Below are 20,023 nucleotides of genomic sequence, written 5' to 3'. Positions count from 1 at the left end.
GCCGCCCATTCCGGCAATCCGGCCTGTCATCGCCGATGGCCTACAATCGGCACATGACTGATTCACCGCGTAATGGCGAACTGGACCTGGCGATCATCGGTGGTGGTGCGGCCGGGGTGCTGGTGGCGATCCAGGTATTGCGCCAGGCCAAGGCGCCGCTGGCGCTGGCCATTTTCGAACCCGCCTCGCAGCTGGCCCAGGGCATCGCCTATGCCACGCCGTGGCCGGAGCATCTGCTGAACGTGCCGGCGGCGAAGATGAGTGCGTTTGCCGACCAGCCTGGCGATTTCCTCGACTACCTGATGGCCGCCGACGCCTACCCGGGCGAGGCGCGCGAGGTGCTGGGCGAGCGTTACGTATGCCGCCACTACTTTGCGGCTTATCTGCAGCAGCGCCTGCAGGAGGCCGCCGCCGCCAGCCCGGCGCAGCTGCAGGTGATCGCGCAGCCGGTGCTGGGCCTGCAGCCGGATGACCACGGCTACCAGCTGACACTCGGCGATGGCAGCACGCTGCACGCCGCGCAGGCGGTGCTCGCCACCGGCAACAGCATGCGGCCGCTGCCGGTGGCCGGTGCCGAGGCACTGCCCGCCGATGACGTGATCGAGGCCTGGGACTACGACGGCGTACGCACCCTGGCCGGCGAGCAGGCCGTGGCCATCGTCGGCTCCGGCCTGAGCATGGCCGACAGCGTGTTGGCATTGGTCGCCGCCGGCCACACCGGCCCGCTGCATGTGATCTCGCGCCACGGCCTGCTGCCGTTGCCGCATGCGCATGGTGGCCTGCCCACGTTCGACCCGGCTGCGCTGCTGCCGATGAACCTGCGCCAGCGCCTGCGCGCGCTACGCGGGTTCGCTCGTCAGGCGCAGGCCGACGGCCTGCCATGGCAGGGCGTGATGGACCGTATTCGTCCGCACGGGCAGGCGCTGTGGTGCAGCCTCGATGAGGCCGACCAGCGCCGATTCCTGCGCCATGTGGTGCGCTACTGGGACGTGCATCGCCACCGCATCGCCGAAGAGGTGGACGCGCAGCTGCAGTCCCTGCAGGACAGCGGCCAACTGCGCATCCATCGGTCACGCCTGCAGCGCGTCTGGCGCGAAGGCGATGCCCTGCGGCTGTCTGGCCGCGCTCCCTCCGGCAATGAACAGCAGTGGACGATCGGCGGGGTGATCAACGCCACCGGTGTGGAAACCCGTGCCAGTGCACTGCGCAATCCGTTGCTGCAGCAACTGCTGGCCGATGCGCTGGCCCGCCCCGGCCCGCATGGGCTGGGCCTGGACAGCACGGTGCCGGGCGACCGCCTGTGTGCCGCCGGTGGCCAGCCGCAGGCACGGCTGGGCGTGCTCGGCAGCCTGCGTATTGGCAGCCTGTGGGAAAGCCTGGCAGTGCCTGAACTGCGTCAGCAGGCGCAGGCACTGGCCACGCAGGTGGTCGCAGGAGCCGCGACGGCGATGCCGTAAAATGGGGGCATGGATGTCTCCCACCTGCTTGATGGCCTGAACCCGGCCCAGCGCGAAGCCGTCTCCGCTCCCCCCGGCCACCACCTGGTGCTGGCCGGTGCCGGTTCCGGCAAGACCCGCGTACTCACCCACCGCATCGCCTGGCTGCATGAAGTCGATGGCGTGCCGACCCACGGCATTTTCGCGGTGACCTTCACCAACAAGGCGGCCGGCGAAATGCGCCACCGCATCGACGCACAGCTGCCCAACGGCAGCCGTGGCATGTGGATCGGTACCTTCCACGGCCTGGCCAACCGCCTGCTGCGCCTGCACTGGCAGGACGCGAAGCTGCCCGAAGGCTTCCAGGTGATGGATTCGGACGACCAGCTGCGGCTGGTCAAGCGCGTGGTGCAGGCGCTGGAACTGGATGACGGCAAGTACCCGGCCAAGCAGATCGCGTGGTGGATCAACGAACAGAAGGACGAGGGTCGCCGCCCGCAGCACATCCAGCCCGAACCGCACGACGCGTGGCTGGAAACCATGCGCCAGGCCTACATCGAGTACCAGGCGCGCTGCGACCGCGCCGGCCTGGTCGACTTCGCCGAGCTGCTGCTGCGCGCGCATGAACTGCTGCGCGACAACCCGGCGCTGCTGGCGCACTACCGCGCCCGCTTCCGCGAGATCCTGGTGGACGAGTTCCAGGATACCAATGCCATCCAGTACGCCTTCGTGCGCGTGCTGGCCGGCGATTCCGGCCACGTGTTCGTGGTCGGCGACGATGACCAGGCCATCTACGGTTGGCGCGGTGCCAAGGTCGAGAACGTGCAGGGCTTCCTGCGCGACTTCCCGGGCGCACAGACCATCCGCCTGGAACAGAACTACCGCTCCACCGCCAACATCCTGGGCGCCGCCAATGCGGTGATCGCGCACAACCCGGATCGCATCGGCAAGCAGCTGTGGACCGACAGCGGCGACGGCGAGCCGATCGACCTGTACGCCGCGTACAACGAGATGGACGAGGCGCGCTACATCGTCGAGCGTGCCCGCCAATGGGTGCGCGATGGTGGCAGCTACACCGAAGTGGCCGTGCTCTACCGCAGCAACGCGCAGTCGCGCGCGCTGGAAGAAGCGCTGCTGAGCGAGCAGGTGCCGTACCGCGTGTATGGCGGCATGCGCTTCTTCGAGCGGGCCGAAATCAAGGACGCGCTGGCCTACCTGCGCCTGCTGTCCAACCGCAACGATGACGCCGCCTTCGAGCGCGCGGTCAACACGCCCACCCGCGGCATCGGCGACCGCACGCTGGACGAAGTGCGCCGCGAGGCACGCGCGCAGGGCATCTCGCTGTGGGAAGCGACCATGCTGGTCACCCAGGGCAGCGCGCTGGCCGCACGTGCGCGCAATGCACTGGCCGGCTTCCTGGTGCTGGTCAACGAGCTGCAGGCGCAGACCCTGCACATGACCCTGGCCGAGCGCGTGGACCATGTGCTGGCCCGCTCGCAGCTGCGTGAGCACTGGAGCAAGGAAAGCCGCAACGCGCTGGACTCGGAATCGCGCACCGACAACCTCGACGAACTGGTCTCGGTGGCCTCGCGCTTCGTGCGCCGGGCCGACGACATCGAGGAAGTGGGCGAGGACATGGACGAGCTGGTCGCGTTCCTGGCCTATGCCGCACTCGAGGCCGGTGAGGGCCAGGCGCAGGCGGGCGAGGACGGCGTGCAGCTGATGACCCTTCACTCGGCCAAGGGCCTGGAATTCCCGCTGGTGTTCCTGGCCGGTCTGGAAGAAGGCCTGTTCCCCAGCGCACGTTCGCTGGAGGAAAGCGGGCGGCTGGAAGAAGAGCGCCGGCTGGCGTACGTGGGCATCACCCGCGCGCGCCAGAAACTGGTGCTGAGCTATGCCGAATCGCGCCGCATTCATGGCCAGGACAACTACAGCCTGCCATCGCGCTTCCTGCGCGAGATTCCGCGCGAGCTGCTGCACGAAGTCCGCCCGAAGGTGCAGGTCTCGCGACCGGCCTCGATGGGCGCAAGCCGGGTGATGGGACATGCCTCGATCGAGGCACCGCCGATCAAGCTCGGCGCGCTGGTCACCCATCCCAAGTTCGGCGAAGGCATGGTGACCGACTACGAAGGCAACGGCGCCCACGCCCGCGTGCAGGTCGAGTTTGCCGACGCCGGCAGCAAGTGGCTGGTGATGGCCTACGCCAACCTGACGGTGATCTGATCACCGCAGGCATCCTGTAGAGCCGAGCCCATGCTCGGCTGCCTGTACCGGGAAAATCAGCCGAGCATGGGCTCGGCTCTACAAGGGCGAGTACCCATGACCCGCAACGTGCTCTTCCTCTGCAGCCAGAACCGCCTGCGCAGCCCAACGGCCGAGCAGGTATTCGCCGATTGGCCGGGCATCGAGACCGCCTCGGCCGGGCTGCTGGCCGACGCCGAGGAAGTGCTCAGCCCGGAGCTGCTGCAGTGGGCCGACCTGGTGTTCGTGATGGAGCGCGCCCACCGCAATCGGCTGTTCAGCCGCTACAAGGCCTAGTTGAACGGCAAGCGGGTGATCTGCCTGGATATCCCGGATGACTACGACTACATGGACCCGGTGCTGGTGGAGCTGCTGAAGCGCAAGGTGGCGCCGTTCCTGCGTTGACGGGATGTTGTGGAGCCGAGTCCATGCTCGGCTGCTTCTGGCGGGAAAGGCAGTCGAGCAAGCTCGACTCTACAATGGGGCCTGACATCTTCCAGGAACGCCCCCATGACCGAACCCACGCTGTACGTCACCGTGAAGTTGAACGCCCGACTGCAGCCGGAGCATCGCCACGAACTGTTCGAGGATCCGCTCGACGCGTTGTTGCAGGCGGCCCAGGTGGGCGAGCTGACTGGCGGCGGCACCGCGATGTCCGACCTCGGTGAGGTCGAATACGGTGATATCGAAGTTGCCCTGGTCGATGCGGCCGGCGTGCCGAAGCTGATCGACCTGCTGGAACAGCTGGGTGCGCCGAAGGGTTCGCAGCTGCAGGGTGCGGGCGAGGTCGACCGCAGCTTCGGCGTGACCGAGGGGCTGGGCATCTACCTGGATGGCCTGAACCTGCCGGACGACGTCTACGAACAGTGCGATTCCAACCACGTGTTCGAACAGCTGTCGGAGAACATCGACGGCCTTGGCGAGATCTGCAGCTGGTGGCAGGGCCCGACCGAGACCGCGCTGTACATGTACGGCGAATCGTTCGAAGCGATGCGTGATGCGATTGCCGAATTCGTGGCCAGTTATCCGCTGTGCCAGAACGCACGCGTGGTGCAGATCGCCTGAAGATGGGGGCACTGTAGAGTCGAGCTTGCTCGACTGCCTTTTGTGAGCAGAAGCAGTCGAGCAAGCTCGACTCTACGGCAGCAGGTTATCGGCCGGCTGACTGCCGGGCGTTGTCGCGCTGGGCAAGATCCTTGCCCAGGTAATAGCCGCCGCAGAACAGCGCGAAGGCGGCGATGAGGCTCCACAGGATGATCCTGAGCGTTCTTGGTGGTGTCGGCTTGCTGTCCTGCATGCGGGTTCTCCCAGGGCGGCCCGATACCGCTTGGTCAGCATGCGCCGCGGTCAGTGGGTACGCAAGCCGGCGGTGCGCACACGCCGCTGCGCGGCGCCGGATTGATCCTGCTCAAGGCGCGCCCTGCACATCCGGTGTGCAATGGTGTTGTTCCCATCTGGCAGACCGCCACGGAGCCCCACCATGTACAAGCGCATCCTGATTGCCACCGACGGATCCGAGCTGGCCGACAAGGGCCTGGCCAAGGGCCTTGAGCTGGCCAAGGACCTCAATGCCGAGGTCGATATCGTGACCGTTTCCGAGCCATGGGCCGTCGGCATGTACGACGCCATGGGCTGGAGCGTGGGCTACATGAACAGCCCCGAGTACAAGGCCGACCGCGAGGAAGGCGCGCAGAAGGTGCTGCAGCCGGCGCTGGCCAAGGCTGCCGAGCAGGGCATTACCGCCAATCCGGTGCACGTGCTGGACCGCTATGCGGCTGACGGCATCATCGAGACCGCCGGCGAGCGCAATAGCGACCTGATCGTGATGACCTCGCATGGCCGCCGTGGCGTGACCCGCGTGCTGCTGGGCAGCCAGACTGCCGAGGTGCTGGCACGCAGCACGCTGCCGGTGCTGGTCATCCGCTGATTCAAGCGTTCCCGGGGAGGGGACCCGACGCCGGCCGCAGGATGCGCGCCGGCGTTGTTTTTTGTGGGGGGCGGGGAAGGCCATATCCACGCATGGCGTGGATCCACGTTCGTTGTCCCGGTAGATCCACGCCATGCGTGGATACGCCGTGCCGATCGCTCTGACCCCGGTCACCTCACCAGCTGTACAGCTTCCAGTACACCGGCGACACACCGTCCTTGTCGTTGTCGAAACGGCCATCGCCGTTCTTGTCGTACATGTAGAACGGGGCGCCGCGCGACGGAGTCACTTTGACCATGCGCAGCTGGCCGGATACGCGGTACTCCTCGATGACATCGCCGTTGTCCATGGTGCGCTTGGACACATCCGCGCCCTTGACGTCCACCGGGGGAGCGCCTGCGCCACCCATGCTGGCGCAGCCAGCGAGCAGGAGCAGGGAAGCCAGCATCAGGGTCTTCATCGGCGGGGGCCTTTGCCTGGAATGAGCCTTGATTATGCCCCATCGCCGGGCACCTGCCGTGTCGCCGCGATGCAGGCACGGGCGCGTAGAATCGACCCATGAGCAGATTAGTCCTGATCGACGGGTCCAGTTACCTGTACCGCGCGTTCCACGCGCTGCCGCCCCTGTCCAATGCACAGGGCGAACCCACCGGCGCGCTGTTCGGCGTGGTCAACATGCTGCGCTCGACACTGAAGGAGCGCCCGGCCTACGTGGCGTTCGTGGTCGATGCGCCGGGCAAGACCTTCCGCGATGACCTGTATGACCAGTACAAGGCCAACCGCCCGCCGATGCCCGATGAGCTGCGCAGCCAGGTCGAGCCGATGTGCCGCATCGTCGAAGCACTGGGCATCAGCATCCTGCGCATTCCCGGCGTGGAAGCCGACGATGTGATCGGCACGCTGGCCCTGCAGGGCGTGGCGCAGGACCTGAAGGTGACCATTTCCACCGGCGACAAGGACTTCGCCCAGCTGGTGCGCCCGGGCATCGAACTGGTCAATACCATGACCGGCAGCCGCATGGATTCGGATGCGGCGGTGATGGAGAAGTTCGGCGTGCGCGCCGACCAGATCATCGACTTGCTGGCGCTGATGGGCGACACCGTCGACAACGTGCCGGGCGTGGAGAAGTGCGGGCCGAAGACCGCCGCCAAGTGGCTGGCCGAGTACCAGCACCTGGATGGGGTGATGGCGGCCGCGCCGACCATGAAGGGCAAGATCGGCGAAAACCTGCGCGCGGCACTGGAGCGCCTGCCGCTGAACCGCGAGCTGGTGACCATCCGCACCGACGTGGAGCTGGACGCCAGCCCGACCACGCTGGCCCTGCGCGAGCAGGACGTGCCGGAGTTGACCGAGCTGTATGCGCGCTACGGCTTCACCCAGGCGCTGAAGGAGCTGGGTGCACCGCTGCCGGCGCCGACCGCCGCCAGCGAAGCTACCCCAAGCCTGCGTGGCACCGCGGCCGGCTTCGCCCGTGGCAGCGCCGAGGCACCGGCAGCGGGCACGCTGGATCCGGCGCTGGCGGCACCGGGTGAATACGAGACCGTGCTGACCGCCGAGCAGCTGCAGGCCTGGGTCGAGCGCCTGCAGCAGGCGGACCTGATCAGTTTCGATACCGAAACCGATGCGCTGGACGCGATGCGTGCGCGCCTGGTGGGTATCAGCCTGGCGGTCGAGCCGGGCAAGGCCGCCTACATCCCGGTTGGCCACGATTACCCGGGCGCGCCGGCACAGCTGCCGTTGCAGCAGGTGCTGGACGCATTGCGCCCGGTGCTGCAGGACCCGGCGAAGAAGAAGCTGGGCCAGCACGGCAAGTACGACCTGCATGTGCTGCGCCGCCATGGCGTGGACGTGCAGGGCTACCACGACGACACGATGCTCGAGAGCTTCGTGCTCAACTCCACCGCCACCCGCCACGATATGGATTCACTGGCCCTGCGTTACCTGGGCTACAACACCATCAAGTTCGAGGACGTGGCCGGCAAGGGCGCCAAACAGATTCCGTTCTCGCAGGTGGGCATCGACGAAGCCAGCCGCTATGCGGCCGAGGACGCCGACATCACCCTGCGCCTGCACCGCGCGCTGCAACCGCAGCTGCTGGCCGAACCGGCGCTGGACAGCGTGTACCGCGACATCGAGATGCCGCTGGTGCCGGTGCTGACCAGCATCGAAGCCAATGGTGTGCAGATCGATGCCGCCGAACTGCGCCGGCAGAGCCAGGACCTGTCCTCGCGCATGCTGGCGGCGCAGCAGAAGGCCACCGAGCTGGCTGGGCGCAGCTTCAACCTGGATTCGCCCAAGCAGCTGCAGGCCGTGCTGTTCGACGAGTTGAAGCTGCCGGCGGTGGTGAAGACCCCGAAGGGCCAGCCCAGCACCAATGAAGAGGCGCTGGAGGCGATTGCCGACCAGCACGAGCTGCCGCGGGTGATCCTGGAGTACCGCGGGCTGGCCAAGCTGCGCAGCACCTACACCGACAAGCTGCCGGAGATGGTCAATCCGGACACCGGCCGCGTGCATACCAGCTACCACCAGTCCGGAGCCGCCACCGGCCGCCTGTCCTCGTCAGACCCGAACCTGCAGAACATCCCGATCCGCACCGAGGATGGCCGCCGCATCCGCCGCGCGTTCATCGCCCCGGAGGGCTTCCAGCTGCTGGCGGCCGACTATTCGCAGATCGAGCTGCGGATCATGGCCCACCTGTCCGAGGACCCGGGCCTGGTGCGCGCGTTCGAGCAGGGCGCCGACGTGCACCGTGCCACCGCCGCCGAGGTGTTCGGGCGCACGCTGGAGGAAGTGACCCCGAACGAGCGCCGGGCTGCCAAGGCGATCAACTTCGGGCTGATGTACGGCATGAGCGCCTTCGGCCTGGCCCGCAACCTGGGCATCGACCGTGGCCAGGCGCAGGATTACGTGGCGCTGTACTTCAGCCGCTACCCGGGCGTGCGCGACTTCATGGAGCGGATGCGCCAGCAGGCCCGCGACCAGGGCTATGTGGAAACCCTGTTCGGTCGCCGCCTGTACCTGAACGACATTCATGCACGTAACCAGGGCCTGCGCGCCGGTGCCGAACGTGCCGCGATCAACGCACCGATGCAAGGCACCGCCGCCGACATCATCAAGCGTGCGATGGTGGACGTGGATCAGTGGCTGCGTGACAGCGGCGCACCGGCGCGGATGATCCTGCAGGTACACGACGAACTGGTGTTCGAAACCGAAAGCAGTTCCGTCGAGGAGTTGCGTTCGCAGGTGGTCGAGCGCATGTCGCAAGCGGCCAAACTGCGGGTGCCGCTGGTGGTCGATACCGGCATCGGCAACAACTGGGACGAAGCGCACTAAGGGTGTTTCAGGCCGAAAACGACGTGAATTCGTTCATTCGTCAGAGGTTTCTGACTCGATCATGAATGTTGCCCTGATCGAGGTTCATTAAATTGGGCCCCTTCACGAACCGTTAGTGTTCGGAGTGCTTCTATAACTCTCGACAGGCGCAACGCCTGTTGTGGATCTCTCCCATCCCCTGGAGCAGATCTCGGAACGGGGACTCCTCCCCAAGTGCCCGTTCCCCGGCCCCGTTGACCTCCCCCTGGTCAGCGGGGCTTTTTATTTGTGCCGTTGCCAGACGCCATGGCCTGCGCCACGCTGGGCCACCGCTCCGCAGGGGAAGACAATGCCCGACCTGTTCGCACTGGCAATGCCGTGGTGGGAATTCATCCTGCGCGCGGTGGTGGTCTACGTGGTGGTGCTGGGCATGGTCCGGCTCAGTGGCAAACGTCCGCTGGGGCAGATCACGCCCTTCGACGTGCTGCTGGTGGTGCTGCTGGGCAACGCGGTACAGAACGCGCTGCTGGGTACCGACACCTCGCTGGGGGGTGGCCTGCTGCTGGCGGCCACCCTGATCCTGCTCAACTACGGGGTGGGTTGGGTGAGTACCCGCAGCCGGCGGATCGAGCGCCTGGTTGAAGGAGAACCCGTGGTGATCGCGCGTGATGGGCGCCTGTTCGACGCCGTTCTGCGTCGCGAGCAGGTCACCCGTGCCGATTTCGAGGCCGCCATGCGCCAGCAGGGTTGCCTGGGCGTGGAGGATGTCGAGCTGGCCCTGCTGGAGATCAACGGGCACATCACGATCATCCCCAGGAAGAGCACCTGACCTGTAGAGTCGAGCCTGCTCGACTGTTTCCATCCACTGCCAGCAGAAGTCGAGCAAGCTCGACTCTACGGGTACCCCTTCCCGCGCCCTCAGGGCGCGGCTTCGGCCTTCAGCGCCGGCCAGTTGCGGGTGGCGTCCACATCACAGGCCACGTGCGTGCCTTTGCCATCCTTCGCGCAGATCGCCGCCATGGCCTGCGGGATCTTCGGGTCTGCGGTGTGCGAATACACCGCTGCCAATGCCAGGCACCCTTCGCGCACGCCCGCGCCGCACAGCGTCTCGAAGTAGGGCAGCGACGCGGCCCATTTTTCGGACTCGAACAGCGCTTCGCCGGCAACCTTGCAGCCCAGCAGCTTGCCATCGGTACAGCAGGCCTTGGCGCCGTCCTTGCGGGCCAGGGTCGGGCAATCCAGCGGAAGCGGGATCTCCACGAAGGCCACCGGCGGTGTGCAGGTGGCATTGCCTGTGGCGGGCTTGCGCTCGTAATAGGCAAAGCGGTTGCCGCTGTCGACGCTGGCCAGGTTTCCGTTCTTCAGCGGCTGCAGTACGAAGTCGCTGCCGACATCGCGACGGATGAAGATGCGGCCGTCCTGCAGGCGCGCGCGCAGGCGCTGGTCGCGGCCCTCGGCCTCAACCAGGCCGCCATCGAGGAAGCGCAGCTGCGAGAGCACGCTGTACTCGGCTTCAAAGCTGCCACAGGGCAGCGCGGAGGCCAGCACCGGGGCCAGTGCAGCGGCCGGTGCAGCGGCCAGGCTGGCTAGTGCCTGGGCACGGCCGCAGGCCACGCCGTCCGCGCGCTGCGCGCACGACAGCTGCAGCGCTTCGTGGGCCTGCGAAAGGCGCCCGCCGCTCCATAGCACCTCGGCAACGTCGGCGCAGAAGGTCTCGCCGTGCTGCTGCCGGCACAGTGCGGCCAGCTCATCGAGCTGCGCGGGCAGCAACGCAGGATCGACCGAATGCTGCAGCCCGAGCAGCGACTTGCCGATCATCTCCAGGCCGATCACCTCGGCGATCGCCCGGCAGCCCTCGGCGTTGAAGGACGCGGAATCCTCCTTGCAGATCTCCGGCTTCGGCGGCTCGGCCCGTGCAGGTGCTGGGGCTGCGTCCTTGGCCTGCTGCTGGTAGGTCTCCAGCAGTCGCATGCAGGCTGCGCCCACGCCCTCGGCGCACCAGGCGTGCAGTTTCACGGGTGCGGCCTCGGGCAGCGCCTCCAGACACCCGGAGGTGTTCATCACGCAACCGTCCTCGACGGGCTCCGGCATCGTCCTGCAGGCGGCGGCGTGCTCACGGGTGAACTCGCGATAGGGCGTGCTGATCGTGCGGTCGTTGTCCGAGAAGTACCAGTTTTCCAGCTGGCCCGTGGACAGGTTGCCGGTACCGAGCACGTCTTCCTGGCGGGCGACGCGCAGCTCCTCGGTGGCCTGGTAGGGGCCGGACAGGAAGCCGTGGCCTTCGCTCTCCAGGGTCAGCGTGGTGTTGCCGCTGCTGTCCTTGTAGGTGCCGCAGGCCATCGACTGCGCGGCGGCCGGCAGGCTGGCCGAGGCCAATGCAAGCAACAGCAGGGAGCGCCAGCCCGCAGCGCGGGGGCGGAGGGAAACAGCGGCAGGCATGGGGTCATCCTTGAAGGAAGTGGGACAGGGCCTGTCCGGTGCGGGGCGCACCACAGGCAGGAGAAAGGGCCACGCGTCAGGCGTGGCGCCGGAAGATCAGAGCCAGTCGCGCGGCACCAGATAGTCGGCCAGGCGCGCCTCGGCGCTGCCCGCTTCCGGACTGAAGCCGTACTCCCAACGCACCCGCGGCGGCAGGCTCATCAGGATGCTTTCGCTGCGGCCACCGCTCTGCAGACCGAACAGCGTGCCGCGGTCATAGACCAGGTTGAATTCCACATAGCGGCCGCGACGGTACAGCTGGAACTCGCGTTCGCGCTCGCCATGCGCGGTGTCCTTGCGCTGCTGCACGATCGGCAGGTAGGCGTCGAGGAAGCCATCACCGACCGCGCGCAGGTAATCGAAATCGCGCTCGAAGTCGCCGTGCAGGTCGTCGAAGAACAGACCGCCGACACCGCGCGTTTCATTGCGGTGCCGCAGGAAGAAGTACTCGTCGCACCAGCGCTTGTGTGCGGCATAGCGTTCTTCGCCGAACGGCGTGCACAGGTCGCGCGCAACCCGGTGCCAGTGCTGCACGTCCTCGTCGAACGGATAGAACGGGGTCAGGTCGAAGCCGCCGCCGAACCAGCTGGCCACCACTTCGCCGTCGCGCTGTGCCTGGAAGAAGCGCACGTTGGCATGGGTGGTCGGCACGTAGGGATTGAGCGGGTGGAACACCAGCGACACGCCGGTGGCACGCCAGGAGGCGCCGGCCAGTTCCGGGCGGTTGGCCGAGGCCGACGGCGGCAGGCGGCTGCCGGCCACGTCGGAGAATCCGATGCCGGCCTGCTCGAACACCGCACCGTCGCGCAGCACGCGGGTACGTCCGCCACCGCCCTCGGCCCGCTGCCACAGGTCTTCCTGGAAGCGGGCCTGGCCGTCGGCGGCCTCGATCGCCGCACAGATGCGGTCCTGCAGGTCGGTGAGGTAGGCGCGCACGCGCTCGAATTCGTTCATGGCGCGTACTTTACCGCAGGGCCCGCCCGAAGCTGCGGACAGGCCCTGGCCGGCTCAGCGCTTGCGGTTGGAGTTGCGCGGCGCCGGAGCGTCGTCCGCGGTCGCCTCGTCAACCGCCTTCTGCAGGGCACCGCCCAGTGTGATCAGCTCCCAGTTCTGGGTTTCGAGCACGTCGCAGGCCACATGCAGGCCGCTGCGGTCGGCCTTGCACAGCTGCTCCAGGAGTGCTCGTGCGCTCACTTCGGCACCGTTGCCCTGCGCGGTGACCAGGTTCTCGCACCCTTCACGGACGCCGGCACGGCAGACCGTGGTGTAGTGCTCGACGGCCTGCAGCCAGTTCCCGGACAGCGCAAGACGGTTGCCGAGTATGTTGCAGCCCTGCAGCTTGCCCTGCGCGCAGCAGGCTTCGGCACCGTCCTCGTTGGCCAGCGCCAGCGGGCAGTCCTGCGGTAGTGGCAGCACCTTGAACTGCTTCGGCGCACTGCACCGGGTCGGGCCCTCCCCGGTCGGGACGAACACCTGGAAACGGGTCCAGTTATCCAGGCCCAGCAACTGGCCGCCGGGCAGCGGGCGCAGCACGAAGTCGCCGTCACGGTCGTGGCGGATGCGGATGTCGCCCGCTTCGACGCGTGCGCGAAGATGGCTGCTCCAGCCCACACCGACCAGGCCGGCGTCACCGAAATCCAGCGTGTCCATCAGGCCGCCGTCGGACCGGTAATTGCCACAGGGCAGGACCGTTGCCGGCTGCGGTTGCAACGATGCACCCACCGCCTGCAGCGCCGGCAGGCGCTCGCAGGTGGCGGTGTCATTGCCGGGGGTGCAGGCCGCAGCCAGGGCCTGCACCGCCTGCTGGGGGTCTCCTGCTTCCCAGGACAGCTCAGCCACGCGGGTGCAGAAGCCGCCGTGCGGCACCTCGCGGCACAGCCGCAACAACTGTTGCCGCCGCTCAGCCGGAATGATCACCGGCACGGTCGGCGCCGTCATCGTCACCATGGCTTCGGTCATGGCTGCCGTCATCGCCGCCTTGACCAGCTGCTCCTGCACCGCGGGATCGGCCTCGAGTGCGGCGGCACACGCCGGGGTTCCCTGTTCGAAGCCACCGTCGTCACAGGCGGCGGGGAGCTTGATGCCGGACAGGGCGGCGTCCAGCGCTGCCTTCGTCAGGGCGGGATCGGCCTCGACCGTGGGTTTGGCCTCCTCGTGCCAACGATCAGCCAGTTGCAGGCACATGCCGGGCACGCCTTCCCGGCACCCTGCTTCCAGCGCGGCCGGGGGCGCTTCACGGCGGTTGTCCAGGCACGCCGCCGCATCGGCCAGGCAGCTGCCTTCAGCCGGCCTGGCTGCGGCGGCGCACTGTGCGGGGGTCTGCAGAATGTAGACCGTGCCATCCACCTCGACCGTGCGGCCACGATCGCGCACCTGCAACGCGCTGGGCAGGCCGTACTCCAGGTTCACCAGTTGCAGCTTTCCGTCGATCTGCTGGAACGCGACCGGAGATGGCGCACTGCCGAAGTGTTTCTGCTCGCCGCGGTTCGGTGAGCTGATGCGCAGCGTACCGCTGCCTTCGTCGGCCTTGAACAGGCCGCATTGCGGTGACTGTGCGGCGGCCATCGGCGCGGCCAGCAGCAGCGCCCAGGCCAGCCAGCGGCGGCGCGGTGCGGGTGAATGCATGTCGTCTCCTTGACGATCGAACGGGAAACTCCAGGCGCTACGGCGAACCACGGCCCTCGCGCGGGGGCGTGCATTGTGCCGTGCCGGGCACGGGCTGGTAACGCTGGTAGGCGGTCTGCGCATCCATGCCAAGCAGGTCGCCATTGCCGAGCTGGCGCAGCACAAGGGTTTGGCCGTTCTGCTGCAGGTGGATGGCGCCGCTCTGCAGGCGGCCTCGCGCGCCATCGCCGAAGTCGAGCCTGTCGATCACGCCACCGGCGGCCTGGTAGCGGCCGCACGGCACCTGTTGGGCCGGAACCAGGCGCAGGTCAGCACCGAGTGCCTGCAACGGCGCGGTACGTTCGCAGGCACTGATGCGGCCTGCATCGCAGGCCACCTGCAGCGCCTGCACCGCCAACGCAGGTTCCTGTGCGATCCACTGCTGTTCGGCCACTTCGATGCAGAAGCGGCCATTTCGATGCTGCTGGCACAGCTGCTGCAGATGATCGCGTGCAGCGGCCGGAAGCGGCGAATCCGGCGTGTCTTCGTCTTCCTGTTGCAGGCGTTCACCGACCTGCTGCATGGCGGTGACCAGCGCATCGCCGGTCAGCGTCTCGCAGGCCTGCGGGTCATGGCCGGGCGTGTGTTCGCGGCAGACGGGCGGGCGTTCGAAGCGCGCGGGGCTGGTGTCATCGCTGCCGACTACAGATGTTCCATCACGAAGCTGTCGCAGCAGCGCCGAGCAGCCCGCGCCAACGCCTTCGCTGCACGCACGCTGGGCCTGGCCGGATGAAGCCGTGGGCAGCTGCGCAATGCAGTGGCTGCCGGCGGCGCGGCAGCTGCCGTCCATCGCGCTGGGCTCGCTGGCGCAGGTGCGGGACCGGCGCAGGGTGTAGGTCACCACCCCGTCGTCCTCGATGCGCTGCCCATCGGCGCTGATCCGGATCGGCTGCGCCACACCATCGTCGAGCATGACCAACCGCGTCTGTGCCGCACCGCGATCAACCCACAGCGGCTGCGGTTCGCTGCCGTCATCGTGGCGGTAGCCGCTGCCGCGAGTGGTGAACATCAGCGCCATGCCGCCATCGGCGCTGCGGTATTCGCCACATTGCAGCGCATCGGCGGCAGCGGGCAGCGCAGCCAACAGCAGCAGTGCGGGGAGAAGGGTCAGCAAGCGCATGCGACGGTCCTTGTCGTGCGGGAAAGGGGTGTGGCTCAGTGGAAGCGCGAGCGGATGTCCGGCCGCAACAGGCGCCAGGCCAGCCAGCCCTGCAGGCCGAGGATCACAAATGACATGGCCACCACGGTCAGCGTGACCAACCAGCGTTTCAGATGGAGTTCCTGCTGCAGGGCGGCGTCGTCGGAGAGAAACGGGATGACGTCACGCATGAACACGTCCAACCAGCCGGCGATCGCAAAGTTGGTCAATGCGCTCAGCAGCAGGATCACCACAAAGCTCCACAGGCCCCAGCTGCGCTCGCGCAGCAGGCCCCAGCTGGCCAGGGTCGAGGCCAGGCACAGCAGCGCGGCAATCATCGACGTGGCCACCGGATGCGCCAAAAGCCAGATCAGGCTGTGCAGGTGCTGGTCTTGCACTTCCCTCTCAACCAGGTGCCAGATCGGAAGGTTGTGCAGCGGCCACAGCAGCAGTCCCTGCATCACGAAGTAGACCGTGAGCAGCAGTGACAGCCAGAACGAGGCCTGTGCGATCGGGCGCACCCAGGCGTGATAGGCCGGCTGGACCAGCGAAGGAATCGGCGGGATCGACATTGACATCCGGTGTCCTTGCGGTCGGCGCCCGCACGCTCAGCGGGCTGTCACCCGAGTGGCGACGGCCGGCAGGATATGGTGTTCGCTCAACGGTGCCAAGGGCTGGCCATGCGGCGGCTGCAGCGGCACCCAGGCCAGTTCGGCGATCTCTGCACGTGCCTGTGGCGTGCCGTCCACCCGCACCCACCAGGCCTGCGCCTGCACGCGATGGCCGGGCTCGTTCACCGCCCAATCCTCAAAGGTGCCCAGCGCGATGGCGGTTTCGGCGCACAGCTGCACACCGAGTTCTTCGTCCAGTTCGCGGGCCAGCGCCTGCAGCGGCGCTTCGCCGGGTTCGGGCTTGCCGCCCGGCTGGATGAAGCGGCTGGCGCCCTGCTTGCGCACCACCAGCGCCCGGCCGCGGTCATCCAGGATGACCGCGGCCACGATGTGGATCGTGGCCGCGGCGTTGCTCACTTCAGGTTCTGCTCGAACAGCTTGAGGATGCGCTTGTACTGGTCCAGCCAGGAATCGGCGCGCACGTAGCCGTGGCGCTCCAGCGGGTACGGTGCGATCGACCAGTTGTCCTTGTGCAGTTCGATCAGGCGCTGGGTGAGGTTCACCGAGTCCTGGAAGAACACGTTGTCATCCATCATGCCGTGGGCGATCAGCAGGTTGTCCTGCAGGTTCTGCGCGTATTCGATCGGCGAGGACACGCGGTACGCCTCCGGATCGATGTCCGGCGTGTTGAGGATGTTGCTGGTATAGCCGTGGTTGTACTGGTGCCAATCGACCACCGGGCGCAGCGCGGCGCCGGCCTTGAACGTGCCCGGCGAGCGGAACAGGGCCATGAAGGTCATGAAGCCGCCGTAGGAACCACCGTAGATGCCGGCATGGTCGCGGTCACCCTGCTGGGTGTCGACCAGCCAGTCCAGGCCGTCCTTGTAATCCTCCAGCTCCGGGTGGCCCATGTTGCGGTAGATCGCCGTACGCCAGTCGCGGCCGTAGCCTTCGCTGCCGCGGTAATCCATGTCCAGCACGATGTAGCCCTTCTGCACCAGCAGGTTGTGGAACATCTGCTCGCGGAAGTAGGCCGGGTAGCGCTGGTGCACGTTCTGCAGGTAGCCGGCGCCGTGCACGAACATCACGATCGGGTACTTCCTGCCGGGTTCCTTGTTCGCCGGCTCGTAGTACTTGGCCCAGACCACGCCGGCGCCATGCTTGGACGGCACTGCCACCAGCTTCGGCTGGATCCACTCGCGCGCCTTGAACTCGGCAGTGCGGGTGTCGGTCAGCACGCGGGCCTGGCCTGCGCCGGAGCTCGGTACCACGGCCAGCTGCGCCGGCAGGTAGGCGCCGGAGTAGCGCACCAGCAGCTGCTGGCCGTCAGGCGACAGCGAGAAGTCTTCCACGCCGTTGAGGCTGGTCAGCTCGCGCACCTGGCGGCTGCCGGTGTCGACCGCGCAGACTTCGTAGTCATGCGGCGCCTGCTGGTTGCACAGGAAGTAGAAGCCCTTGCCATCGGCCGACGGCACCGGCGCCGAGGTTTCCCACTTGCCGCCGGTCAGCGCCTGCGGCTTGGCCGTGCCGGCCTGGGTGTACAGGTGCGAGAAGCCCGATTCCTCCGACAGCAGCCACAGCGTGCGGCCATCGGCCATCCAGCCGAAGTCGTTGAAGCCCCAGTTGATCCAGCCGTTGTCGGTCAGGCGATGGCGGTTCTGCACGCGGCCGTCGGCGGCGTTGACGCTGATGATCCAGCGGTCCTTGTTGTCGTTGGCACGCAGCATCACCGCGGCCTGCTGGCCATCGGGGCTCCAGCGGATGCCACCGCCCATGAAGTCGCTCATCACCTGCAGGCTGCGCTCGCCCTTCAGCGCGTCCTTGCCGGCCTTGCGGCGCAGCTCGGCCAGCGGATCGGTGTTGATGCCCGGCAGGCCGGCCAGCGAGACCTTCTCGGCCTTGCCGGTGCGCACGTCCACGTACCACAGGGTGTGCGGTTCGAAACCGTTGCGGCCGACGCGGGTACGGGTGTCTTCGGTTTCCTCGTAGCCCGACTCGGTCACGTACAGCGGCATCTTGCCGCCACGGCCGTCGTCGAAGTCTTTCGGCTTGGTCACCACGATCAGGTGGGTCAGGTCCGGCGACAGCACGCTGTCGGCGATCTCCACCTCGGCGCCCAGGTACACCGGGCCCGGCGCGCGGGTCGGGTCGGCCTGGCGCCAGCGCTGGTCCTGGTCCTTCAGTGCTTCGCGCTGGTCACGGTCGCGGCGCAGGGTTTCCAGCGTGCGCAGCTGCTGGTCGCGCAGCACGTCGGCCTTCGGTGCGGTACGCGGGTCCTTCTCGGCCTTCAGGCTGGCCACCTGCTGCACGCCGCTGGCGGCAGTCCAGTGGAACCAGTTCTGGCCGACGCGCCAGATCACGCCGTTGTCGGCGGCGAAGTTCACGTTGCCCGCGCGCTCGTTGCTGCGGGTCAGCTGGGTCAGCGCGCCGCTGCGCAGGTCGCGCACGAACACATCGCCATTGCGCACGAAGGCGCTGCGGCTGCGGCTGCGGTCGTAGACCGGTTCGGCCACGTCCAGGGTGCCGCGCTGGTCATCGGCCACCTGCGCGGCCACGCCACCGGTCACCGGCTGGCGGAAGGTATCGCGCACCGGGCTGCCGTTGCGCTTGAGCTGGTACTCCACCTGCTGGCTGTTCCACGACCACCAGGCCTTCTCGACCGGCGGGCCGATCCAGTCCGGGTCGGCCATGGCCTGTTCGATGGTGATCGGCGTCGGCGCGGCATGCGCAGCCGGTGCGGCCAGCACGGCCGACAGCAGGAGGGACAGGGGCAGCACTCGGGACATGGGCGGACGGCACCAGAAGAGGAAACCGGCCAAGCGTAGCAGCCGCAAGGGCCGGGGGCAGGGGCCACAGGTCATGGCAGCGGAATCGGCAAAATGCTGCAACCGGTTGCCGTGGTCGCGCATCCATTCTCCTGAACCCGCATCATCCACCGAACAGGAGCCCGACCATGCAGGAACTGATCCCGATCACCCTCTTCATCTGCATCGCCTACGCGATCCACGCCATTGCCGATGCGCGCGCGCGCAGCAAGCTGGTGGCCCCGCACGTGCCCGAGGAAGTGATCCGCTCGCTGGCCGTGCTGGAAGAAGAGCGCCGCCGCCAGGGCGCCCTGCGCTGGGGCATCAGTCTGGTCTGCCTGGCGCTGGCCATGGCCCTGCTGGAAGCCATCGGTGCCCGCGACCTGACCTTTGGTGCCGTCGCCGCACTGGTCGGCAGCGCCGGCCTCGGCCAGCTGCTGGCCTGGCACTTCACCCGTCCTGCCACACGCAAGGGCTGAGCCGGAACATGCCACGGGCACAGGGGGCGCCCCGTAGATGAGCCTGCTCGGCGAGGCATTGTCGGCACTGCGGGGCCGTCGCCGCCACGATACAGCGGCGACGGCGGCACCCGCCGCACCGCTGGACGCGGACCAGGCCCTGGTGCGGGCCATCATCGACGGCTCGCAGGTGGCGTTTTCGCAGCTGGTCGAGACCCATCAACGCACCTGCGCGCACGTGATCGGGCGCATGGTGGGCGACCGCGATCAGGTGGCCGACCTGCTGCAGGAAACTTTCCTTGCGGTGTTCCGCCAGCTGCACCGGTTTCGTTTTGAATGCTCGCTGCGCACCTGGGTATCCCGGGTCGCTTACACCACGGCGCTGCAGCACCTGCGCCGGCGGCGGCTGGAGGCGCAATGGATGGTGGCCGTGGAGGTGCCGGAGGAACTGGGCGTCGGCGATGAAGGCCCGGGCCCGGTTGAGTTGAGTGAGGCGCTGCAGGCCGGGCGCCAGCTCGGCGCGGCGCTGGAACGGCTGAGTGCACCGCAGCGCCTGATCGTCGGCCTGCACTACCTGGAGGATTTCGATCTGGCCGAGATCGAGCAGGTGACCGGACTGGCACGCGGTACCATCAAGAGCCACCTTCACCGCGCGCGCCAGGTCCTGAAGCAGGAGCTGACGCGACGTGCTGCCGCCGGAGAACTGCTGTGACTCAATCGACCGACCCTCGCGATGCGGAAAAGCGCGCGCTGGCGCAGGCGTTGCGTGAGCAGGCGCAGCAGGAAGAAACACCGGATGTGAGTGAGACGCTGCAGAAGCGCATTGCCGCTGAGTCGCGCGACAGCGGTGTGGGCTATGTGGTGGTGCAGGTGCTGTTGTTTGGCGCACTGCTGGCTGCAGCGGCCTGGTATTTCTGGCACTGAGGCGACTGCCGGGCAAGGGGCCGTTTCAAT

At 67.6% G+C, this 20,023-nt stretch carries 18 protein-coding genes and 1 pseudogene; 10 read left to right on the top strand and 9 right to left on the bottom strand.

Annotation, left to right across the window (positions count from 1 at the left end):
- Positions 1-35: 35 nt before the first annotated feature.
- From AC13GF_RS16285 to AC13GF_RS16270, 4 genes and pseudogenes are all read left to right on the top strand, one after another.
- Positions 36-1,457: an FAD/NAD(P)-binding protein gene (locus AC13GF_RS16285; protein WP_483005309.1), complete on the top strand. Its 1,422-nt coding sequence runs from the start codon at positions 36-38 to the stop codon at positions 1,455-1,457.
- A gap of 9 nt (positions 1,458-1,466) precedes the next feature.
- Positions 1,467-3,659 (top strand): DNA helicase II, encoded by a 2,193-nt coding sequence (gene uvrD, locus AC13GF_RS16280; RefSeq protein ID WP_483005308.1) that lies wholly within the window; start codon positions 1,467-1,469, stop codon positions 3,657-3,659.
- A gap of 96 nt (positions 3,660-3,755) precedes the next feature.
- Positions 3,756-4,082: pseudogene (locus AC13GF_RS16275) on the top strand (low molecular weight protein tyrosine phosphatase family protein).
- A gap of 105 nt (positions 4,083-4,187) precedes the next feature.
- Positions 4,188-4,742 (top strand): hypothetical protein, encoded by a 555-nt coding sequence (locus AC13GF_RS16270; protein ID WP_483005307.1) that lies wholly within the window; start codon positions 4,188-4,190, stop codon positions 4,740-4,742.
- A gap of 85 nt (positions 4,743-4,827) precedes the next feature.
- On the opposite strand, the gene AC13GF_RS16265 is transcribed toward AC13GF_RS16270, so the two are convergent.
- A complete protein-coding gene (locus tag AC13GF_RS16265; RefSeq protein ID WP_483005306.1) occupies positions 4,828-4,974 on the bottom strand; it encodes a hypothetical protein in 147 nt (48 codons plus the stop codon).
- 183 nt (positions 4,975-5,157) lie between these two features.
- Between AC13GF_RS16265 and AC13GF_RS16260 the strand changes: the two genes are divergently transcribed.
- Complete coding sequence (locus AC13GF_RS16260; RefSeq protein WP_005411629.1) at positions 5,158-5,604, top strand: universal stress protein; 447 nt, start codon at positions 5,158-5,160, stop codon at positions 5,602-5,604.
- 175 nt (positions 5,605-5,779) lie between these two features.
- On the opposite strand, the gene AC13GF_RS16255 is transcribed toward AC13GF_RS16260, so the two are convergent.
- Positions 5,780-6,064, bottom strand: coding sequence for a DUF2782 domain-containing protein (locus tag AC13GF_RS16255; protein ID WP_005411628.1), 285 nt, complete (start codon positions 6,062-6,064; stop codon positions 5,780-5,782).
- A 98-nt stretch (positions 6,065-6,162) separates the two neighbouring features.
- On the opposite strand from AC13GF_RS16255, the gene polA reads away from it, so the two are divergent.
- Both polA and AC13GF_RS16245 read left to right on the top strand, forming a co-directional pair.
- Complete coding sequence (polA, locus tag AC13GF_RS16250) at positions 6,163-8,937, top strand: DNA polymerase I (RefSeq protein ID WP_483005305.1); 2,775 nt, start codon at positions 6,163-6,165, stop codon at positions 8,935-8,937.
- Positions 8,938-9,265: 328 nt separating this feature from the next.
- Entirely contained in the window at positions 9,266-9,745 is a 480-nt protein-coding gene (locus tag AC13GF_RS16245; protein ID WP_032129193.1) for a DUF421 domain-containing protein, read from the top strand.
- Positions 9,746-9,834: 89 nt separating this feature from the next.
- On the opposite strand, the gene AC13GF_RS16240 is transcribed toward AC13GF_RS16245, so the two are convergent.
- The 7 genes from AC13GF_RS16240 to AC13GF_RS16210 form a co-directional block, all read right to left on the bottom strand.
- The gene (locus tag AC13GF_RS16240) at positions 9,835-11,355 is read right to left on the bottom strand and encodes a hypothetical protein (protein WP_483005304.1); all 1,521 of its coding nucleotides are present in this window, start codon (positions 11,353-11,355) and stop codon (positions 9,835-9,837) included.
- 96 nt (positions 11,356-11,451) lie between these two features.
- A complete protein-coding gene (hemF, locus tag AC13GF_RS16235) occupies positions 11,452-12,348 on the bottom strand; it encodes an oxygen-dependent coproporphyrinogen oxidase (RefSeq protein ID WP_057500894.1) in 897 nt (298 codons plus the stop codon).
- Between the two features lie 54 nt (positions 12,349-12,402).
- On the bottom strand, positions 12,403-14,019 hold the full coding sequence (locus AC13GF_RS16230; protein WP_483005303.1) for a hypothetical protein: 1,617 nt from the start codon (positions 14,017-14,019) through the stop codon (positions 12,403-12,405).
- Between the two features lie 37 nt (positions 14,020-14,056).
- Positions 14,057-15,178, bottom strand: a complete 1,122-nt coding sequence (locus tag AC13GF_RS16225; protein WP_483005302.1) for a hypothetical protein — start codon at positions 15,176-15,178, stop codon at positions 14,057-14,059.
- 35 nt (positions 15,179-15,213) lie between these two features.
- Positions 15,214-15,774 carry a hypothetical protein gene (locus tag AC13GF_RS16220; RefSeq protein WP_483005301.1) on the bottom strand — a complete coding sequence of 187 codons (561 nt, stop codon included), beginning with the start codon at positions 15,772-15,774 and terminating at the stop codon, positions 15,214-15,216.
- Between the two features lie 30 nt (positions 15,775-15,804).
- A complete protein-coding gene (locus AC13GF_RS16215) occupies positions 15,805-16,224 on the bottom strand; it encodes an NUDIX hydrolase (RefSeq protein WP_483005300.1) in 420 nt (139 codons plus the stop codon).
- Positions 16,221-18,593, bottom strand: coding sequence for a S9 family peptidase (locus AC13GF_RS16210; RefSeq protein WP_483005299.1), 2,373 nt, complete (start codon positions 18,591-18,593; stop codon positions 16,221-16,223). The genes AC13GF_RS16215 and AC13GF_RS16210 overlap by 4 nt, the downstream gene beginning before the upstream one ends.
- A gap of 167 nt (positions 18,594-18,760) precedes the next feature.
- On the opposite strand from AC13GF_RS16210, the gene AC13GF_RS16205 reads away from it, so the two are divergent.
- Genes AC13GF_RS16205 through AC13GF_RS16195 form a run of 3 tightly spaced genes read left to right on the top strand, consistent with a single transcriptional unit; the run spans position 18,761 to position 19,993 of the window.
- On the top strand, positions 18,761-19,090 hold the full coding sequence (locus tag AC13GF_RS16205) for a hypothetical protein (RefSeq protein WP_483005298.1): 330 nt from the start codon (positions 18,761-18,763) through the stop codon (positions 19,088-19,090).
- Between the two features lie 37 nt (positions 19,091-19,127).
- Entirely contained in the window at positions 19,128-19,781 is a 654-nt protein-coding gene (locus tag AC13GF_RS16200; RefSeq protein WP_161770923.1) for an RNA polymerase sigma factor, read from the top strand.
- Positions 19,778-19,993: a hypothetical protein gene (locus tag AC13GF_RS16195; protein ID WP_483005297.1), complete on the top strand. Its 216-nt coding sequence runs from the start codon at positions 19,778-19,780 to the stop codon at positions 19,991-19,993. The genes AC13GF_RS16200 and AC13GF_RS16195 overlap by 4 nt, the downstream gene beginning before the upstream one ends.
- Positions 19,994-20,023: the final 30 nt, after the last annotated feature.

This window comes from Stenotrophomonas sp. 22LJNL06-5-1 (assembly GCF_056861455.1).
This window is presented reverse-complemented; position numbering and strand designations above follow the sequence as displayed.